General features: G+C 60.9%; 16 protein-coding genes. 8 read left to right on the forward strand and 8 right to left on the reverse strand.

Annotated features, from left to right (window positions below):
• Window positions 1–19: 19 nt before the first annotated feature.
• The 7 genes from WC509_03375 to WC509_03405 form a co-directional block, all read right to left on the reverse strand.
• Window positions 20–1,777 carry a hypothetical protein gene (locus tag WC509_03375; protein MFA5006491.1) on the reverse strand — a complete coding sequence of 586 codons (1,758 nt, stop codon included), beginning with the start codon at window positions 1,775–1,777 and terminating at the stop codon, window positions 20–22.
• A 110-nt stretch (window positions 1,778–1,887) separates the two neighbouring features.
• Entirely contained in the window at window positions 1,888–2,112 is a 225-nt protein-coding gene (locus tag WC509_03380) for a hypothetical protein (GenBank protein MFA5006492.1), read from the reverse strand.
• Window positions 2,113–2,251: 139 nt separating this feature from the next.
• A complete protein-coding gene (locus tag WC509_03385) occupies window positions 2,252–2,518 on the reverse strand; it encodes a hypothetical protein (protein MFA5006493.1) in 267 nt (88 codons plus the stop codon).
• Window positions 2,519–2,601: 83 nt separating this feature from the next.
• Window positions 2,602–3,105, reverse strand: coding sequence for a hypothetical protein (locus tag WC509_03390; protein ID MFA5006494.1), 504 nt, complete (start codon window positions 3,103–3,105; stop codon window positions 2,602–2,604).
• Between the two features lie 134 nt (window positions 3,106–3,239).
• A complete protein-coding gene (locus tag WC509_03395) occupies window positions 3,240–3,485 on the reverse strand; it encodes a hypothetical protein (protein ID MFA5006495.1) in 246 nt (81 codons plus the stop codon).
• An 84-nt stretch (window positions 3,486–3,569) separates the two neighbouring features.
• Entirely contained in the window at window positions 3,570–3,842 is a 273-nt protein-coding gene (locus WC509_03400) for a hypothetical protein (protein MFA5006496.1), read from the reverse strand.
• 83 nt (window positions 3,843–3,925) lie between these two features.
• Window positions 3,926–4,195 (reverse strand): hypothetical protein, encoded by a 270-nt coding sequence (locus WC509_03405; protein MFA5006497.1) that lies wholly within the window; start codon window positions 4,193–4,195, stop codon window positions 3,926–3,928.
• A gap of 560 nt (window positions 4,196–4,755) precedes the next feature.
• Here WC509_03405 and WC509_03410 point away from each other — a divergent pair.
• From WC509_03410 to WC509_03420, 3 genes are read left to right on the forward strand one after another with little or no spacing between them, the layout of a single operon-like run.
• Entirely contained in the window at window positions 4,756–7,146 is a 2,391-nt protein-coding gene (locus WC509_03410; GenBank protein MFA5006498.1) for a glycoside hydrolase family 3 C-terminal domain-containing protein, read from the forward strand.
• A gap of 1 nt (window position 7,147) precedes the next feature.
• Window positions 7,148–8,788, forward strand: a complete 1,641-nt coding sequence (locus WC509_03415) for an alpha-glucosidase (protein MFA5006499.1) — start codon at window positions 7,148–7,150, stop codon at window positions 8,786–8,788.
• Window positions 8,788–9,801 carry a hypothetical protein gene (locus tag WC509_03420; protein ID MFA5006500.1) on the forward strand — a complete coding sequence of 338 codons (1,014 nt, stop codon included), beginning with the start codon at window positions 8,788–8,790 and terminating at the stop codon, window positions 9,799–9,801. Before WC509_03415 ends, WC509_03420 begins: the two co-directional genes overlap by 1 nt.
• Before the next feature lie 21 nt (window positions 9,802–9,822).
• Here the strand turns inward: WC509_03420 and WC509_03425 are convergent, their stop codons facing one another.
• Entirely contained in the window at window positions 9,823–10,746 is a 924-nt protein-coding gene (locus tag WC509_03425; GenBank protein MFA5006501.1) for an alpha/beta fold hydrolase, read from the reverse strand.
• 175 nt (window positions 10,747–10,921) lie between these two features.
• Between WC509_03425 and WC509_03430 the strand changes: the two genes are divergently transcribed.
• From WC509_03430 to WC509_03450, 5 genes are all read left to right on the forward strand, one after another.
• Entirely contained in the window at window positions 10,922–11,893 is a 972-nt protein-coding gene (locus WC509_03430) for a Gfo/Idh/MocA family oxidoreductase (GenBank protein ID MFA5006502.1), read from the forward strand.
• A gap of 134 nt (window positions 11,894–12,027) precedes the next feature.
• Window positions 12,028–12,336, forward strand: a complete 309-nt coding sequence (gene rplU / locus WC509_03435) for a 50S ribosomal protein L21 (GenBank protein MFA5006503.1) — start codon at window positions 12,028–12,030, stop codon at window positions 12,334–12,336.
• 62 nt (window positions 12,337–12,398) lie between these two features.
• Window positions 12,399–12,656 (forward strand): 50S ribosomal protein L27, encoded by a 258-nt coding sequence (gene rpmA / locus WC509_03440; protein ID MFA5006504.1) that lies wholly within the window; start codon window positions 12,399–12,401, stop codon window positions 12,654–12,656.
• Between the two features lie 73 nt (window positions 12,657–12,729).
• A complete protein-coding gene (locus WC509_03445; GenBank protein ID MFA5006505.1) occupies window positions 12,730–13,245 on the forward strand; it encodes a hypothetical protein in 516 nt (171 codons plus the stop codon).
• 113 nt (window positions 13,246–13,358) lie between these two features.
• Window positions 13,359–16,517 carry a hypothetical protein gene (locus WC509_03450; GenBank protein MFA5006506.1) on the forward strand — a complete coding sequence of 1,053 codons (3,159 nt, stop codon included), beginning with the start codon at window positions 13,359–13,361 and terminating at the stop codon, window positions 16,515–16,517.
• The last annotated feature ends 57 nt before the right edge of the window (window positions 16,518–16,574 follow it).

The raw sequence follows: 16,574 nt of genomic DNA on the forward strand, positions 1-16,574 counted from the left end.
CGGCTGCACCCTTTTCGATTCAGTGTTTCTTCTTGCGGATGATCAGATAGACGATGAAGCCGGCGACCGCTGCAGATGCGGTGACCGAGAGAAAGCTCGAGAAGTTCCAGATCGGATCCGGGGTCTCGACTTCGGAAAGCTCATTCGAGACCCGGATCGTGATCGGGACATGAGCGTCGTTGCCGTCCTCATACACCACATGAACCAGGACCTCGTAATCTCCGGGGACATCCGAATTCGCCACGTATTCGTCGAACTGCATGATCTCGATGATCTCATGAGGCCCGAGATCCTCGGCGAGCTGTTCGAGTCCGAAGGATTCGAGCATCGTCTGGAGATCCTCGTTGTTGATCGGAGCTGCAGCAGAGACCGTCAGCACCGGATCGGCATAGACGAACACCGGGACCGTCAAATCAATGACCTTGACAGCGATCATGGTATATGAGAAGTTGCCTTCGCCGTCCTCGATCTTGAAGACGATCGGATACGTTCCAGGAATCGATTCGTTTCCGGTGTATCCATCGCTCACCACCGTGTAGGTGTGTTCCGAGGTATACGCCGGAGCGAACTCATGAACGTAGATGTCAGTCACATTGCCCACGATGTAATCCTGGATCACATCGTTCAGAGGGAATGTGGCCGTCGTTGCCTTGTGGCAGATCTGAGGTCCTTCCATCACCGGCGCGATGTCGTCAATGATCTCGATCGTGACATGGAGATCGGCTTCATTATTGTATTCATCAAATGCAGTAAGAGTGAAACCGATCGAAGTATATGACTGATTGAAATCAGCATAAATATTCGCGAACGACTCATCATCTGCGAAAGGCGGAAATCCACCAATCACATTGACGGCCGTTTCAGGGACCGCGTCGAGATAATGCAAATATGACTCGAGATAGTCATATAGCGCGTATGAATTGGTTCCCCAATTGGCCATGACATCGGACAGCATGAAATCGATATAAAGATGTTCCCCATCTTCATATATCTGTCCCATGTATTCCCAATAAGGCTTCACATCGTCGATGATCTCAACCTGGATCTCGAGATAGGCCTTGTTGCTGGCGGCATCCTCGGCCGAAAACAGGATGGAATACGAGGTTCCGACGACTTTCGGAGACACCGAGGTGTATTCGTCGGCTTCGACGACGATGCTCGAGGTCAGATCGCCATCGATGTTGTCGGTGACCGTCAGAAGCGCCTTCACCTCATTGACCGATATCGGATCAGCGTAGGAGGTTTCGATCGTCGCGGATCCGTAGGTGAACATCGGATCCACGGTGTCCGGAACATCCAGGAGATACAGATGCATACCGGAAATGCTCGGTTCGATCATCGGCCACATGACCTCATCGTATTGATTCATGAAGGTGATGTAGAAATAACCCTGGGCGACGACGATATCGATCGTGAAGTCCGATGTTCCTCCGCTGAACACAGGGTTCGCGATGAAGGGCCATCCGAACAGTTCGTCGGCGGCCATCACGTTCCAGGAGAAGCCGCCTTCCATGATCGCATTCGTGTCATACATGGAATACTGGAAGGAGGGTTCTTGCGGCATGGTTCCGTCGAACTCGAGGCGATAGCGGCCATCGATCAGGATATCGTCGTGATACTGGATGCCGAGCGTGTTGGATCCGCTCTTCATGAGTCCCACCTTCGCAGGATCCAACAGATCCACCGGATCCGCACTGACTACCGGCAGATGCTGCAGCCCGACCAGGGCAGCGAAGAACGACATGACAAGGACAAATCCATAGATAATTTTCTTCATTCTTTCTCCTTTGCGCTGAGCGCATATGATTTTGTATGTGAACGAGCTGATGCTCGAAGGGTAATCATAAAGCCTTGCAGGTTGGATGCAAGGCTCAGTGATGATGCGTGTTACTTCAGGAAGCCGCGACGGCTTCTTTTCGCCTTGGCGGCGACGAGGATGCCGATGAGGAAGACCAACCCGACTCCGACGCAAGCGGCGATCGTCTTGACGGTCGTCTGGGCGAGGCCGGAGAGTTCCGACCAGTGGTTGGTCAGATTTTCCCAGAAGCCGGACCACGTTGCGCCGAAGCGAACGCCGGAGGCCAGGCCCGGGAGATTCATGAGTTTGGGCATGTCGTTTCTCCTTTCTTTCTTATTTGAAAATCTTCTTGATCAACCCGAGCGGGGCGGTCCAGAAAATCCACTTGAGAACGCCGGCCAGGAGAAGCAAGCCTTGGAGGATCCACATGAGAAATGCCTGGAAGAGCATGACTCACGCCTTCACCGGTTGAACCGGTGCGGAGAAGTTGATTTCGTAGTCTAGGACTACCACCAACATGGGGAAGATTTCCTTCTTTCGATCCACTGTCAGCTCCGTGAAGTCGGTATCGAGATCGGAAATCGGAAGAATCGCGGATCTGGAAATGGACGAAGATTTCCAGAAGTCGTTGATTGTGCCCTTGAAGAGTTCACCGTTCTTCGTCCGAACGTTGACGACCTGATCTCCAGGGAACTTCTTCAGCAGTTGTTCAAGTGTCATGTGATCTCCTCCTTTCATTCGAAGACTTGCCGGCTATGGCCTTCGCAACCACAGCCGGCTGCACTTCTCGATTCAGCGGTCGATCATTCCGCTTCGAAGCTGAAGTTCTTGTCGGAGTCGATGGGATCCGGAGCGGTCTCCCATTCGATGTCCAGAGCGAGTTTCTCCTTGCCCTGGATCCCGACATTCTTTTCCAGTTCGGCGAGACATGCGGACTGATTGAAGTCGTTGAAGAAGTGGACTTCGGTGAGCTGCTGCCCGAAGATCACCTGGACCGACTTGTATTTTCGGTCAGTTCCCTTGATCGTGCCGGTGACCATGCGGTAGGGAGCCATGAAGGTGTGCTTGAGGATCTCGTAGCCGTTCTTGTCGAAGATTTGACGGTTTGTCCGCATCCGGATCAGGTTGAGACGATCTTCAGTCAGTTTCATCTTCGGCTGAAGCAGCTGATGAAGATGGATCGTCGCGTAGCAGGTGACATATCCGGATTCCGGATTGACGCGCTTTTCGAGGGTAACCTTGACCTTCTTCAGCGCTTCCCAGTCGGCTTCGGTGAAGTCTGGGGTGTTCTTGAACGGTCTTTCCATTTGTTTTTTGACCTTTCATTTGTTACATGCCCATTAGGGACTTTTATTAAGCCTTGCGGCTTCCAGGATTCCGGATCTCCGGGGGGTGAGATCAGGAACCCTGGAAGAAGCAAGGATATCCTTGCGTCTAGCATTCACCAAGGCGAGTTCCATTTCGCCGCCTTGTTGAAATCCGTTCTGTCGAATGTCTTCATGTCCAGAGCGAAGCGCCAGTTGGCTTTCCGGACTTCCTTTGACTGAATGGATCCATCTATCGCCTGGGTATTGTAACAAAGCGTATGATAGTAGGCCTTCTTCAGATCGCCAGAGGCTTCAGCCTTGTTCGCAAGCGCAAGATGAGCTTGCTGAGATCTGTATAATGTCTTGTCCTTCTTCGTCACACTCTCACCTCCTGTCATGCCTTGCAGTTTTTACTGGGTCCGATCCGATCATGTTGGATCAGGCCCAGGCAAAACGGCGAGGATCTAGTTCTTGAGATCGATGATCCGCGCTTCGAGGAGCTTCGAAGGTTTGTAGTTCTTCGAGGCCTTGACGATCGCCGATGTCGGCAGCTTCTTGTTGAGCTTGCCGGCAACGTTGGCGGCCTTCAGGTCATGGTATCGTTTCTTCTGCTGAAGCTCCGCGAAGTCCTTTTCGGCCTTCACATCGAACGACTTCAGCTGCTGAGCGATCGAAGCCGACTTCTGGGAGTGATACATGTAGGACTCGTTCGGAGTCATGCGCTTGCCCTTCGCCATGGTGTGATCCTCCTTTCTGAAGTAATAAATTAAACGAAGATCTTCGTTCAATTCTCATTTGATTCGATAACTCAGATCCATATTCAGAGATACAGATTCGGATTCCTCCGGACCACGTTGTTCGCAACTTGATATAGTTGCTTGTTGGAGACGGATCGATAATCCGGGTTCCCGGATAACTTCGACATGCGTGCGCGATGATATTCTTCCTTGACGGCCAGTTCGATCTTCTCGATCGGCGATGTCTCCTTCATACGCTTCAGCTCGCAAATCTCTGCCGAGATCTTCGCGAATTCGTATTGATCGGCGACATCGGATCGAGATCTCCAGGCGTATTTCGACTTCTTGGCCATTAGGATCCCACCTTCAGGCCCTTCAACGTTCGAGCTTCAGGATGTCCGATCAGGTAGTTCTGCCAATCTAACGGCTTCACTTGCCTGGATAGAGTTTCGACTCGCATCTCAGCCAGGATCCGTTCGCCCGGGTCCTTCGATTTCAACTTGCCGGCATAATAATGCAACTTCTCAGCCGGTGAATATGATCTGAACTGATGTGCCATGACCTTCACCTGGATGTTTTAAGAAACATGCGACTGCTCGAAAGGGAGCGATAGTAGCTTTTCCGGAAAAACACCCATTGAATCTTCTTCAGAAGTTTTCTCACTTGTATTGAAACTCCTCATCTATTCACGTTTTCGCACATGTGCGTGTGAATCAAATAAAAAAAACGACCGTTTGGATTCCGGATCCAACGGTCGCAGGTTCGAATCCTGTTCGAGTCGCCATGGACACCACGCCGTCCCCTTCGGGGGGCGGTTTTTTTCGTTTCGCGCGATCGCATGTGGCGCGGAGCCGTCAACGATGATATAATCAAATCGAGAAGGTCGCCGTTTACGGCGCCGCGGAGGCAGCCCATGGACATCGCGAAACTGCTTAAGGAACTCACCCTCGAGGAGAAATGCGGACTTCTGGTCGGTGCCGACATGTGGCACACCCGCGCGATCCCGCGCCTCAAGATCCCGTCCGTGATGATGGCGGACGGGCCCACCGGACTCCGGAAGCAGCTCGACTCGCGCACCGGCGTCCAGGAGGCGGAGACCTACCATGCGGTCTGTTACCCGCCCGCGGCGACGGTCGCCGCGAGCTTCGATGTCGACGTCGCCGAGAGGGTCGGACGCGCGATCGCCTCGGAATGCCGCGCCAAGGACGTCCAGGCGATCCTCGCGCCGGGGGTGAACATCAAGCGCAGCCCGCTCTGCGGGCGCAATTTCGAATACTATTCGGAGGATCCGCTCGTCTCGGGTGAACTGGGAGCGGCCTTCGTCCGCGGCGTCCAGTCGGAAGGCGTCGGCGCATGCGTCAAGCACTATGCGCTCAATTCGCAGGAGTCGTGGCGGATGACATCGGATTCCGTCGCCGATCCGCGCGCCTTCCGCGAGATCTACGCCCGCGCCTTCGAACGCGTCGTCCGCGAACGGCCGGCGATGGTGATGTGCTCGTACAATCGCGTCGACGGCGTCTACGCCGCCGAGAACGCGCATCTGCTCGACGCCACGCTTCGGCGCCGTTTCGGCTTCGACGGGCTTCTCGTCTCCGACTGGGGGGCCGTCTCGGACCGGACCCGCTCCGTCCGCGCCACCCTCGACCTCGAAATGCCGGGACATGCCTACGCCGTCCGCAAGCTGATCAAGGATTATCGCAAGGGACGGGTCACGGACGCCGAACTCGACGCCTGCGTCGAACGCGTGCTCCGTTTCGTCGACGCGCATGCGGACCTTCCCGTCCGCGACGTCGACCTCGACGGGAACCACGAACTCGCGCGACAGGCGGCCGCGGCCGCGGTCGTGCTGCTCAAGAACGACGGTGACGTCCTCCCGCTGAAGACGACCGATCGCGTCGCCGTCCTCGGCGCCCTTGCCGAGCGGGTGCGCATCCAGGGCGGCGGTTCCTCGCACGTCAATCCCCACAAGGTGGATTCGATCCTCGAGACGATGCCGCAGGGGGCGTCGTACGAATACGCCGCCGGCTATGCCCTTTCGGGCGACGGCTACAGCCAGGGTCTGCTCGACGTCGCGAAGGAAGCCTGTCGCGGAAAGGACAAGGTGGTCATCTTCGCCGGTTTGACCGACGAATACGAGTCGGAAGGTTACGACCGCACGGACCTCGGCCTGCCGTTCGGCCACGAGGAACTGATCCGCCAGGTCGCCGAGATCGCCGACAAGGTGATCGTCGTCCTCACCGCGGGATCGCCGGTGGCGATGCCGTGGATCAAGAACGTCCAGAGCGTCGTGAACGCCTATCTGCCGGGAGAAGCGGGCGCCGGCGCGGTCGTCGACGTCCTCTACGGAGCCGTCAATCCGTCCGGCAGACTTCCCGAGACGTGGCCGCTCCGCGCCGAGGACGTCCCCTGCGCGTCGCGCTACGCCGCGGGCAACGCCAAGGCCTACTACCAGGAGAGCGTCTACGTCGGCTACCGTTACTACCAGACGAAGAACGTCCCCGTCCTCTTCCCGTTCGGTTACGGCCTCTCGTACGCGTCCTTCGCCTATTCCGACCTGCGGACTTCGCGGCCGTCGATCACGATCCCCGGCGACGTCGAAGTGGCCGTCGAGGTCGAGAACATCGGCTCCGTCTTCGGCCGCGAGGTCGTCCAGCTCTATGTCGAGAACGCCCCCGGGCCGGTCTTCCGGCCGCGCCGGGAATTGCGCCGTTTCGCCAAGATCGGCCTTGCGCCGGGAGAGCGGAAGACGGTCTCGTTCAGCCTCGGGGAAGCGGATTTCGCCTATTTCGACCCGCGCGCCGACCGGTTCGTCGCGCGCCCGGGAACCTATCGGATCGCGATCATGAGACACGCCGCCGAGACGATCCTTTCGATACCGCTCGAGGTCGTCGTCCCGGATTGCCCCGAACCCGATCCCGCGATCCTCGGGGCGACCAGCTACGACGTCGCCAGGGGACTGATCATGACCGACGAGGACTTCGCGATCCTGATCGGCCGCAGACTCGAACCCACCGCCGTCCGGCGCCGCCGTCCCTACACGATGGACGACACGCTCGAGGACGTCAGCCGTACGCTCCTCGGGAAGCTGCTGGTTCGCTTCGCCCGCGGCGCGGTGACCAAGGCCGTCGCGCACGAGACCGAATCGTACCGGCGGATGGTGACGCGCTCGCTCATGGAGACGCCGCTCCGCAGCATGTCCGTGATGAGCGGCGGGATGCTTCCGATGCGGACCGCGCTCGCGCTCGTCGACCTCATGAACCTGCGTCCGGATAGAGCGGTCTCGCGTCTGTTCGGGAGGGACTGAGATGAAGCGCGCGTGGTATCGCGAGGGCGCCGTCTACCAGGTCTATCCGCGTTCCTTCAAGGACGCGGACGGCGACGGCGTCGGCGACCTGAAGGGCATCGTCGAGAAGATCCCGCACATCGCCGAACTCGGCTGCGACATCGTCTGGCTCTCGCCGGTGTACGCCACCCCCAACGACGACAACGGCTACGACATCTCCGACTACCGGGCGATCAACCCCGAGTTCGGAACGATGGCCGACATGGACGAACTGATCGCCAGGCTGCACGCCCGCGGCATCCGCCTGGTGATGGACCTCGTCGTCAACCACACCTCCGACGAGCACCCGTGGTTCCAAAGATCGGTCCGAAAGGAACCGGGATGGGAGGATTTCTACCACTGGTCGCCGGAACGGAAGAACTGGACCTCGTTCTTCGGCGGTCCGGCGTGGACCTACCACGAGGAACGCAAGGAGTGGTACCTGCATCTGTTCACGAAGAAGCAGCCGGACCTCAACTGGGAGAACCCACGCGTCCGCGAGGAGGTGAAGGGGATCCTCGAGTTCTGGCTCGCCAAGGGCGTCGACGGCTTCCGCTGCGACGTCATCAACCTGATTTCGAAGGCGCCGGGGCTGCCGAACGGGAAGCCGGCGCTGATCCTGCGCGGCCGCGAACATTACATGAACGGCCCGAAGATCCACGAGTACCTCGGCTGGCTGCGCGACGAGGTCTTCTCGAAGCACGACTGCTTCACCGTCGGCGAGACCGCGTTCGTCGATCCGAAGACGGCGCTCTCCTACGTCGCCGAGGACCGGCGCGAACTCGACATGCTCTTCCAGTTCGAACACATGGGTGCCGATTCCTACGGCGGGATCAAGTGGTTCGTCAAGCGCTTCCGTCCGACGAACCTCAAGAAACCGCTCTCGAAATGGCAGCGGGGACTCTCCGGAAAGGGCTGGAACACGCTCTATCTCGAGAATCACGACCAGGCCCGGAGCATCGACCGCTTCGCCGATCCGGAGCGGCGTTACGCGTCGGCCACGATGCTTGCGACGATGCTCTACTTCCAGCAGGGGACGCCCTTCGTCTACCAGGGCCAGGAGCTCGGGATGACGAACGCCGGCTTCACCGAACTCGACCAGTACCGCGACGTCGAGAGCAAGAACATCTACCGCATGGCGCGGCGGATGTTCCTCTATTCGCACAGGAAGGCGATGCGGATGCTCGCGCATTCCTCGCGCGACAACGCCCGCACGCCAATGCAGTGGGACGCCTCGGAACATGCCGGATTCACCGCCGGGACGCCGTGGATCGGCGTCAACCCGAACCACGCGACGGTGAACGCGGAGACCGAGAAGAACGATCCCGATTCGATCTTCCGGTACTATCAGAAAATCCTTTCCCTCCGGAAAAAGTATGATATCATTGTATACGGCGACTATCGAGACCTCGCGTTCCGCAATCCCCGCCTGTACGCCTACGAGCGCCGCCTGGACGGCGATTCGCTCGTCGTCGTCTGCAACGCCGTCGGAAAGCCCGTCCCCTTCCGGGTCGGGATCAACCTGTACGGCTACGAGCTCATCCTCGGCAACGTCAAGGCGCCGGCGGACGGCGTCCTGGAACCGTTCGAGGCAAGAGTCTACCTGAAGAGGAGTCCGACATGATGAAACTGACCAAATCCCCGAAGAACCCGATCCTCCGTCCCGTCCCCGCCCACGAGTGGGAGAACCTCGTCGTGCTGAACCCGGCCGTCGTTTACGACGAGTCGACGAAGCGCTTCACGATGCTCTACCGCGCCGCCGGCGACACCGTCGAACATTACATCCACCTCGGCCTCGCGACCTCCGAGAACGGAATCGACTTCGTCCGCGAGAGCGATGCGCCCGTGCTTTCTCCCGATTACTTCGGCGCCGACGGCGGCTGCGTCGAGGATCCGCGCCTGGTGAAGATGGGCGACTGGTACTTCCTCACCTACGCCGCCCGCCCGTACGCCCCGGGACGCTACTGGCTGAACGCCCCCAAACCCTGGTTCAACCCGCCCAAGGACGGCCCGACGTTCCTCTCCTGGAACAATTCCGTGACCTACCTCGCGATCACGCAGGACTTCCGCACCTACAAGAAGCTCGGCCGCATGACCGATTCGCGCGAAGACGACCGCGACGTCTACGTCTTCCCGGAACGCGTCGGCGGGAAGTTCGTCCGCCTGTCGCGGCCGATGTTCAAGTGCGGCGCGGGATATCCAAACGAAAATCCGGCGATCTGGATCTCCTTCTCCGACGATCTGCTCGAATGGCCGGCGCCGACCATCCTCATGCAGGGCGAGACCTGGTGGGAGTCGAAGAAGATCGGCGGCTCCTGTCCGCCGATCCGCACCCCGTACGGCTGGTTCGTCATCTACCACGGCGTCGCCAGGAAGGACGATGCCTACCGCGTCGGCGCGGTCTTGCTCGACCTCGACGACCCGACCCGGATCCTCGCGCGGACGAAGGAGCCGATCATGGAGCCGGAATTCGACTACGAGACCTCCGGCGTCTACAACGGCTGCGTCTTCCCGACGGGCAACGTCGTGAAGGACGGCGTCCTCTATGTCTACTACGGCGCCGCCGACCGGTTCGTCTGCGTCGCGACCTGCGACTTCGAGGCGCTCCTGCAGGACCTCCTGAAAGAGGGAAAATAAAAAAAATGACTTCCGCGGAAGTCATTTTTTCTTGTCTTCGAAGGTTTTGGCGACGAATGCGGCGATCTTCGCGTCGATTCCCGCCTTGTCCGTCCGGTACCCCTCGGCGTGGACGTCGGAATGGACGGCGTGGACCTCATGCGGGGCTTCGGAGAGCGCGGACATCCGTTCGGAGGCGGCGTACGGGGTGACCCGGTCGCCGACCGAGTGGATGATCAGGAAGGGCGTCCTGGTCGCCTTCACGGCCTTGGGGACGTCGATCCGGAAGAGCAGGAAGCGATGCAGGTAGCGGCACCAGAACTCGATCCCGGGGAGGAAGAGGACGAGCGCCCGGGGCCTCACTGTGCGCGCGAAGACGCCCCAGACGGAGGCGAAGGGCGAATCGGCGACGATCAGACGGAGGTTCGGCGAGACGTCGCCGGCGGCGTAGAGGAAAGCGGTCGACGCCCCGAGCGAGACGCCGTGGACGAGGATCTTCTCGTTCGCCCCGTAGGTACGGAGGACGAAGTCGATCCAGCGCCGCAGGTCGTACCGTTCGAAATGACCGAACGAGGTGTAGTTCCCGCCGGAAAGGCCGTGCGCCCGCAGGTCGGGGACGAGGACGCGGAAACCCATGTCGCTGTAAAGGCGGGCGAGGATCGCGAGGTCGGATCCGACGGAACGGTAGCCGTGGACCAGGATCGCGGTCCGGCCGGGATCACCGACGGCGGGAGCGACGTAGGCCGCCGACAATCGGGTGCCGTCGAACGCGCGGATCGCGACGGTGTCGCGGGCGACCGTCTTGAACCACTCCCAGGACGATCGGAAGAACGGATCGGTCTGGTCGACCAGACCGCCTCCGTTCGCCGAACCGACGCGGATGAAGCGGCGATAGACGAGATGGGAGAGAAACAGATAGAGGCCGAGCGCGGCCAGCACGATCGATGGAACCGTCCACCAGGGCATGATGATCACCGTCCGCATCCATTGTACCACGGACCCGGCGTTTCCGCCATCCTCCCGGCGCGAAACCGCATCCCCCCTCCCGATTCGAAAGATGTAACGCCTTTACCAACGCGCGGGCGCACGTTCTCGTTGGCGCGTTTACGATTTAGGCGTATAATGGAAGACGGGTGATATCATGGTCAAGTTCGGTGTTCTCGGTGCCGGCAAGATCGCGCACCGTTTCTGTCAGGCGATGAACGGCATCGGCGAGACGCTTTACGCGGTCGCATCGCGCGACCTCGAGCGCGCGGCGCGATTCGTCGCGAACTACGGCTTCCAGAAGGCCTACGGCACGTACGAGGAACTCATCGCCGACCCCGAGGTCCGCTGCGTCTATGTGGCGACGCCGCACGGTTTGCATTTCGACCACGTCCGCATGTGCCTCGAAGCCGGCAAGCACGTCCTCTGCGAGAAGGCGTTCACGCTGAACGCCGGTCAGGCGCAGGAGCTCGTTTCCCTCGCCCGATCCAGGGGGCTCTTCCTGATGGAAGCCATGTGGACCCGCTTCCTGCCGGCGATCCAGGAAGTGAAGAAGCTCGTCGACCAGGGCGAGATCGGCGAAGTGATCGAGATCGACGCCGATTTCTGCTTCGAAAGCGGCGCGGGCGCCGAGGACCGGCTCTTCGATCCCGCGCTCGGCGGCGGCGCCCTCCTCGACGTGGGAATCTATCCGATCACGCTCGCCAACCTCTTCCTCGGCGTCCCCGACAGCTTCGACGCGGAGGTCACGATGGGACCGACCGGCGTCGACGTCGCCGAGAAGATCACCTATTTCTATCCGCACGCGACCGCCGTTCTGAACGCCTCGATCGTCTCCGACCTCGGTCGCGAAGCCTACATCTACGGCACGAAGGGGTACGTGCACCTGCCCTCCTTCTGGTCGACGGAAGTGGCCACGGTGTACAACAAGGACCACAAGATCGTCCGCGAGATCGCCGTCAAGCACCTCGTCAACGGCCTCGAATACGAGATCTTCGAAGCGATCCGCTGCATCCGCCGGAAGGACGTCGAAAGCCCCGTCTGCCCGCACGAGGCGACCCTCGAGATCCTTCGTCAGACGGATGCGATCCGGGCTTCGTGGAATTTCCGCTATCCCGGCGAACGCTAGACGATTTTCCTTGACTCGCCCGGGTCGTTTTAGTATAATATCACCGTATGTCAAATGCATACCGCTCGGAAATGGTTGAACACGCTTCGGCGTGACCATCACGGCGCGTCTTACCAATTTGAGGAGGTGCAGGAATGTACGCAGTCATCGAAACCGGTGGAAAGCAAGTGCGCGTGGAAGTCGGACAGGAAATCTGGGTTGAAAAACTCGAGGCGGAAGTCGATTCCGTCTATACGTTCGACAAGGTGCTGCTCGTCGGCGGCGACAAGATCAAGATCGGCAAGCCCTATGTCAAGGGCGCCGCGGTCAAGGCCGTCGTCAACAAGCAGGGCAAGGGCCCGAAAGTCGTCATTTTCAAATACGAGCCCAAGAAACACTACCACAAGAAGAACGGCCATCGTCAACCGTATACCAAGCTGACGATTTCCGAAATCACCCTGTAACGCGCAGCAACATCACACTGGAGGTGTAACCAATGATCTTGAATCTGAACATATCGGAATTCATGGCTTCCAAAAAGGGAGTCAGCTCGACCAAGAACGGTCGCGATTCCGCCGGCAGACGGCTCGGGGCGAAGCTCTCCGACGGCCAGTTCTGCACCGCGGGATCGATCATCTACCGTCAAAGGGGTTCGAAGATCCATCCCGGCACGAACGTCGGCATGGGCAAGGACGACACGCTGTTCGCGATGGTCGACGGCATCGTCAAGTTCGAACGTCTCGGCAAGGACCGCAAGCAGGCGTCCGTCTATCCGCAGGAATGACCGGCAGGGGAACGATCCCCTGCCTTTTTTTCGCGTTCCGTAGTATAATGGTTCGCGAAGGGAGGCGATCGCCTTGTTCACGCGCCTGTACCTCTGGATCCGGGCACTGCCGGAATGGCTTTCCGCCGCCCGGAAGAAGAACCCCTGGCTGTTCGCCGAGTGGTGGATCGCGCCGACGCTCCCGATCCTCGTCATCGCGAACTTCCTCTCGTTTCGCGACGACGTCGCCTTTCTGATCCTGCTGGTCGCGCTTCCCGCCCTTTGGGCGCTCGCCTCGCCGTTTCTGGAGGTCCGCGCCGCCCGCGAAGGCATTCCGTTCGGCGACCGCGCGATGCGCGTCCTTCCCCTCGTCTCGGCGCTCTTCGCCGATGTCCTCGGAACGCTGGCGATCGTCTACGGCCGCGGCGCCTTCGGCGGGGGGGCCTCCGTCGAGTTCTACCTGCTCTTCCTCGCGACGGTGCTCCGGATCGGACTGATCGCCGTCCGCGCGATCCGTCCGTACCGCGGGAAGGCGGTCGTCGACGTCTTCGTCCGGCTGCTCTCGCTCTCCTTCTCGTTCATCCTCTACGCCCTCGCAATCACCGCCTGAAGCCGTTCCCGCCATCGTCGGGGGCGGCTTTTGATTCGTCTTGCCAATCCGCGCCGCGTGCGGTATAATACAATTGTGTAATAGGTTACATATGACAGGACGGTGCCATCCCCATGGAGAAGAGCTATCGCTTCGAACGCAACAGCTTCATCATCGACGACTACGACCGTCGGAAGACCTTCGCGAGCTTCCTGCCCGGTCTCGCCGGCAAGCGCGGCATTCCGCTCTGGGCCTTCTACGTGAACCGCGGGCAGGGGATCTGCTCGTTCGGCCTCCGCGACAAGAACGGCCAGATGCTCGAATTCCATCCCGGCAACCTGGCCTACCTGTACACCTCGAAGATCGGCTTCCGCACCTTCGTCAAGGTCGACGGGACCGTGCACGAGATCTTCAAGCCCGAGGACGAGAAGCCGAAGCGGCGGATGGAGATCCAGCCGGCGTCGTTTACGATCGTCGAGGAGAACCGACGGCTCGGCCTCGCCGTCCGCGTCACCTATTTCGGCCTGCCCGAGGACCCGCTCGCGGCCCTCGTCCGGATGGTCTCGATCACGAACACGACGAATGTCGCGACTTCGGTCGAGGTCCTCGACGGCATCTCCCAGATTCTCCCCGCCGGCATCGACCACGGCGGCTACAAGGCGATGTCCAACCTCCTCCGCAGCTGGATGGACGTCGACTGCCTCGACGAGGGGTTCGCCTTCTACAGGCTTCGCTCCGCGACCGGCGACACCTCCGAGACGGCGCTCGTCAAGGACGGCAACTTCTATCTCTCGTTCCTCGACGGCGAACCGGTCACGCCGTTCGCCGACATGGATCTCGTCTACGGATACGACACGGCGATGAACCATCCGGCGCATTTCGCGAAGCACACGATGCTCGAACTCAAGAATTCCTTCCAAGCGACCGCGAACAAGGTCCCCTGCGGCTTCACCGGCTTCGCGACGACGATCCGGCCGGGCGAGACGGTCACGGTCGACACCCTCGTCGGCTACACCCACGACGTCCAGGCCGTCGCCGCCAAGCGGCTCGACCTCGCACGGCGCGGCCACGCCTGGTTCGAGGAAAAGAGGCGCGCCGCGGCGACGGTCGTCGACGCCCTCCTCGAGGACGTGACGACGAAGACGGCCTATCCGGTCTTCGACGAGATGATCCGCCAGAACTACCTCGACAACCTCCTCCGCGGCGGATATCCGATGACGATCGACGCCGGCGACCGGAAGTTCGTCTACTACCTCTACAGCCGCAAGCACGGCGACCTCGAGCGCGACTACAACTTCTTCTCGATCGCGCCGGAATTCTACTCCCAGGGCAACGGCAATTTCCGCGACGTCTGCCAGAACCGGCGCAACGACGTGTTCTTCCATCCGGAGACCGGCGACTACTCGATCAAGGTGTTCGCCTCGCTCGTCCAGGCCGACGGCTACAACCCGCTCGGGATCAACGGCGCGACCTTCGCGATCGACGACAAGTCCGTCATCCCGGATCTTGCGGCGCGCTGTTTCGGCGACGGGGCGGCGGCGATGGTCCCGCTCCTATCCGGCAAGTTCACCCCCGGCTCGATCGTGAACGGCATGGAACAGAAGGGGATCGCGACGCCGCTGTCCGACGACGCCCTCTTCGCCGCGATCTTCGCCCATGCCCGCCAGGACGTCGAGGCGTCGTGGAACGAGGGTTACTGGACCGACCACTGGACCTACATCCTCGACCTCGTCGAGCGCTACCTCGAGATCTTCCCCGACCGGCGCGAGACGCTCCTCTTCGGTGACCGCTCCTACACGACCTTCGACAGTCCCGTCTCGGTCCGACCGCGCGCGGAGAAGACCTGCGTCGACAAGGACGGTCACGTCCGCCAGTACGGCTCCCTCCGCCACCCCGACGGCGAGAAGATCCGGCGTCTCGGCCTCGCCGAGCACGGCACCAACTGGTTCAAGGCCGAAGGCGGGACGTTCTCGACCTGCCTCTACGCGAAACTCCTGATGCTGGCGGCGATCAAGTTCGCCACCCTCGACCCCGAAGGCCTCGGCGTCGAGATGGAGGCCAACCGCCCCGGCTGGAACGACGCGATGAACGGCCTCCCCGGCATCTTCGGATCCGGCATGAGCGAGACCGTCGAGCTGTTGCGCCTGGCCCGCTTCCTGAAGGCCGCCCCCGCCGGCAAGGTCGTCCTGCCGGTCGAGTTTCTCGCCTTCGCGAAACGCCTCGAGGCGGTCGAAACCGCCCCCGGCTTCGCCCGCTGGGACGAGGTCTCGACCCTGCGCGAGGAATACCGCGAGCGCATCCGCTTCGGATCGGCGCGGACGGAAGAGGTCGACGCGGCCGCCTTCGCGGGCCTCGTCGGTCGCGTCGTCGCCGGCTGCGAGGGCGCGATCGAACGCGCGATCGCGATCGGCGAGGGCATCATCCCGACCTATTTCTACTACGAGGCGACCGCCCACGAGCCGGTCGTCGACGGTGCCGGAAAACCCGTCGTCGGTTCCTACGGACTGCCCCTGACGCGGGTGACCGCGTTTGAAAGACACCGCCTCCCGGACTTCCTCGAGGCGCCGGCACGCTGGCTCAAGACGACCAGGGACAAGGACGCGGCCGCCGCGATGGCGGTCAGGATCAAGTCCACCGACCTCTACGACGAGGCCCTCGGAACGTACCGCACCTCCTCCGACCTCGACGCCTGCGGTCACGAGATCGGCCGCATCCGCGCCTTCACGAAGGGCTGGCTCGAACGCGAGTCCAACTTCCTCCACATGACCTACAAGTATCTCCTCGGAATCCTCAAGGCGGGACTCTACGAACGCTTCTTCGCCGAAGCGGAGAAGAACCTCGTCTGCTTCATGGATCCCGAGACCTACGGCCGACCGACCACCGAGAACTCCTCGTTCGTCGCCACCTCGAACAATCCGAACCCGGCCGTCCGCGGCCAGGGATTCGTCTCCCGCCTCTCCGGATCGACCGCCGAGATGCTTTCGATCTGGTCGATCGCGATGCACGGCAAGGAGCTGTTCAAGGCCGAGAACGGGCGGCTCACGCTCGCGCTTCGGCCGCTCGTCCCGTCCGGATACTTCCGCGAGGGACGGATCGAGGCCCGTTTCATCGGCCAGAACGTCGTCTACCTGAATCCCGCCGGCAAGGACGGCTGGAAGACCGAGCCGGTGCGCTACGAGCTGCGCCGCGACGGCATCGCCGTGAAGACGATCGTCGGCCGCCGCCTCGAGGGCGAGGACGCCCTCCAGGTCCGCGACGGCGCGTACGACGAGATCGTCGTCACGCTCTCCTGAACCACCGCCGAAGGGACGCCCCGCGCGTCCCTTCTTCATTCCCGAATCGCCTTGTGC

Source organism: Candidatus Izemoplasmatales bacterium, assembly GCA_041649275.1.
In the GTDB taxonomy this organism is placed as follows: Bacteria; Bacillota_I; Bacilli_A; order Izemoplasmatales; family Hujiaoplasmataceae; genus UBA12489.

Coding starts and splice junctions, on each gene's coding strand:
- WC509_03375 (MFA5006491.1), bottom strand. CDS start 1,777: ATGAAGAAAATTATCTATGGATTTGTCCTTGTCATGTCGTTCTTCGCT.
- WC509_03380 (MFA5006492.1), bottom strand. CDS start 2,112: ATGCCCAAACTCATGAATCTCCCGGGCCTGGCCTCCGGCGTTCGCTTC.
- WC509_03385 (MFA5006493.1), bottom strand. CDS start 2,518: ATGACACTTGAACAACTGCTGAAGAAGTTCCCTGGAGATCAGGTCGTC.
- WC509_03390 (MFA5006494.1), bottom strand. CDS start 3,105: ATGGAAAGACCGTTCAAGAACACCCCAGACTTCACCGAAGCCGACTGG.
- WC509_03400 (MFA5006496.1), bottom strand. CDS start 3,842: ATGGCGAAGGGCAAGCGCATGACTCCGAACGAGTCCTACATGTATCAC.
- WC509_03405 (MFA5006497.1), bottom strand. CDS start 4,195: ATGGCCAAGAAGTCGAAATACGCCTGGAGATCTCGATCCGATGTCGCC.
- WC509_03410 (MFA5006498.1), top strand. CDS start 4,756: ATGGACATCGCGAAACTGCTTAAGGAACTCACCCTCGAGGAGAAATGC.
- WC509_03415 (MFA5006499.1), top strand. CDS start 7,148: ATGAAGCGCGCGTGGTATCGCGAGGGCGCCGTCTACCAGGTCTATCCG.
- WC509_03420 (MFA5006500.1), top strand. CDS start 8,788: ATGAAACTGACCAAATCCCCGAAGAACCCGATCCTCCGTCCCGTCCCC.
- WC509_03425 (MFA5006501.1), bottom strand. CDS start 10,746: ATGCCCTGGTGGACGGTTCCATCGATCGTGCTGGCCGCGCTCGGCCTC.
- WC509_03430 (MFA5006502.1), top strand. CDS start 10,922: ATGGTCAAGTTCGGTGTTCTCGGTGCCGGCAAGATCGCGCACCGTTTC.
- rplU (MFA5006503.1), top strand. CDS start 12,028: ATGTACGCAGTCATCGAAACCGGTGGAAAGCAAGTGCGCGTGGAAGTC.
- rpmA (MFA5006504.1), top strand. CDS start 12,399: ATGGCTTCCAAAAAGGGAGTCAGCTCGACCAAGAACGGTCGCGATTCC.
- WC509_03450 (MFA5006506.1), top strand. CDS start 13,359: ATGGAGAAGAGCTATCGCTTCGAACGCAACAGCTTCATCATCGACGAC.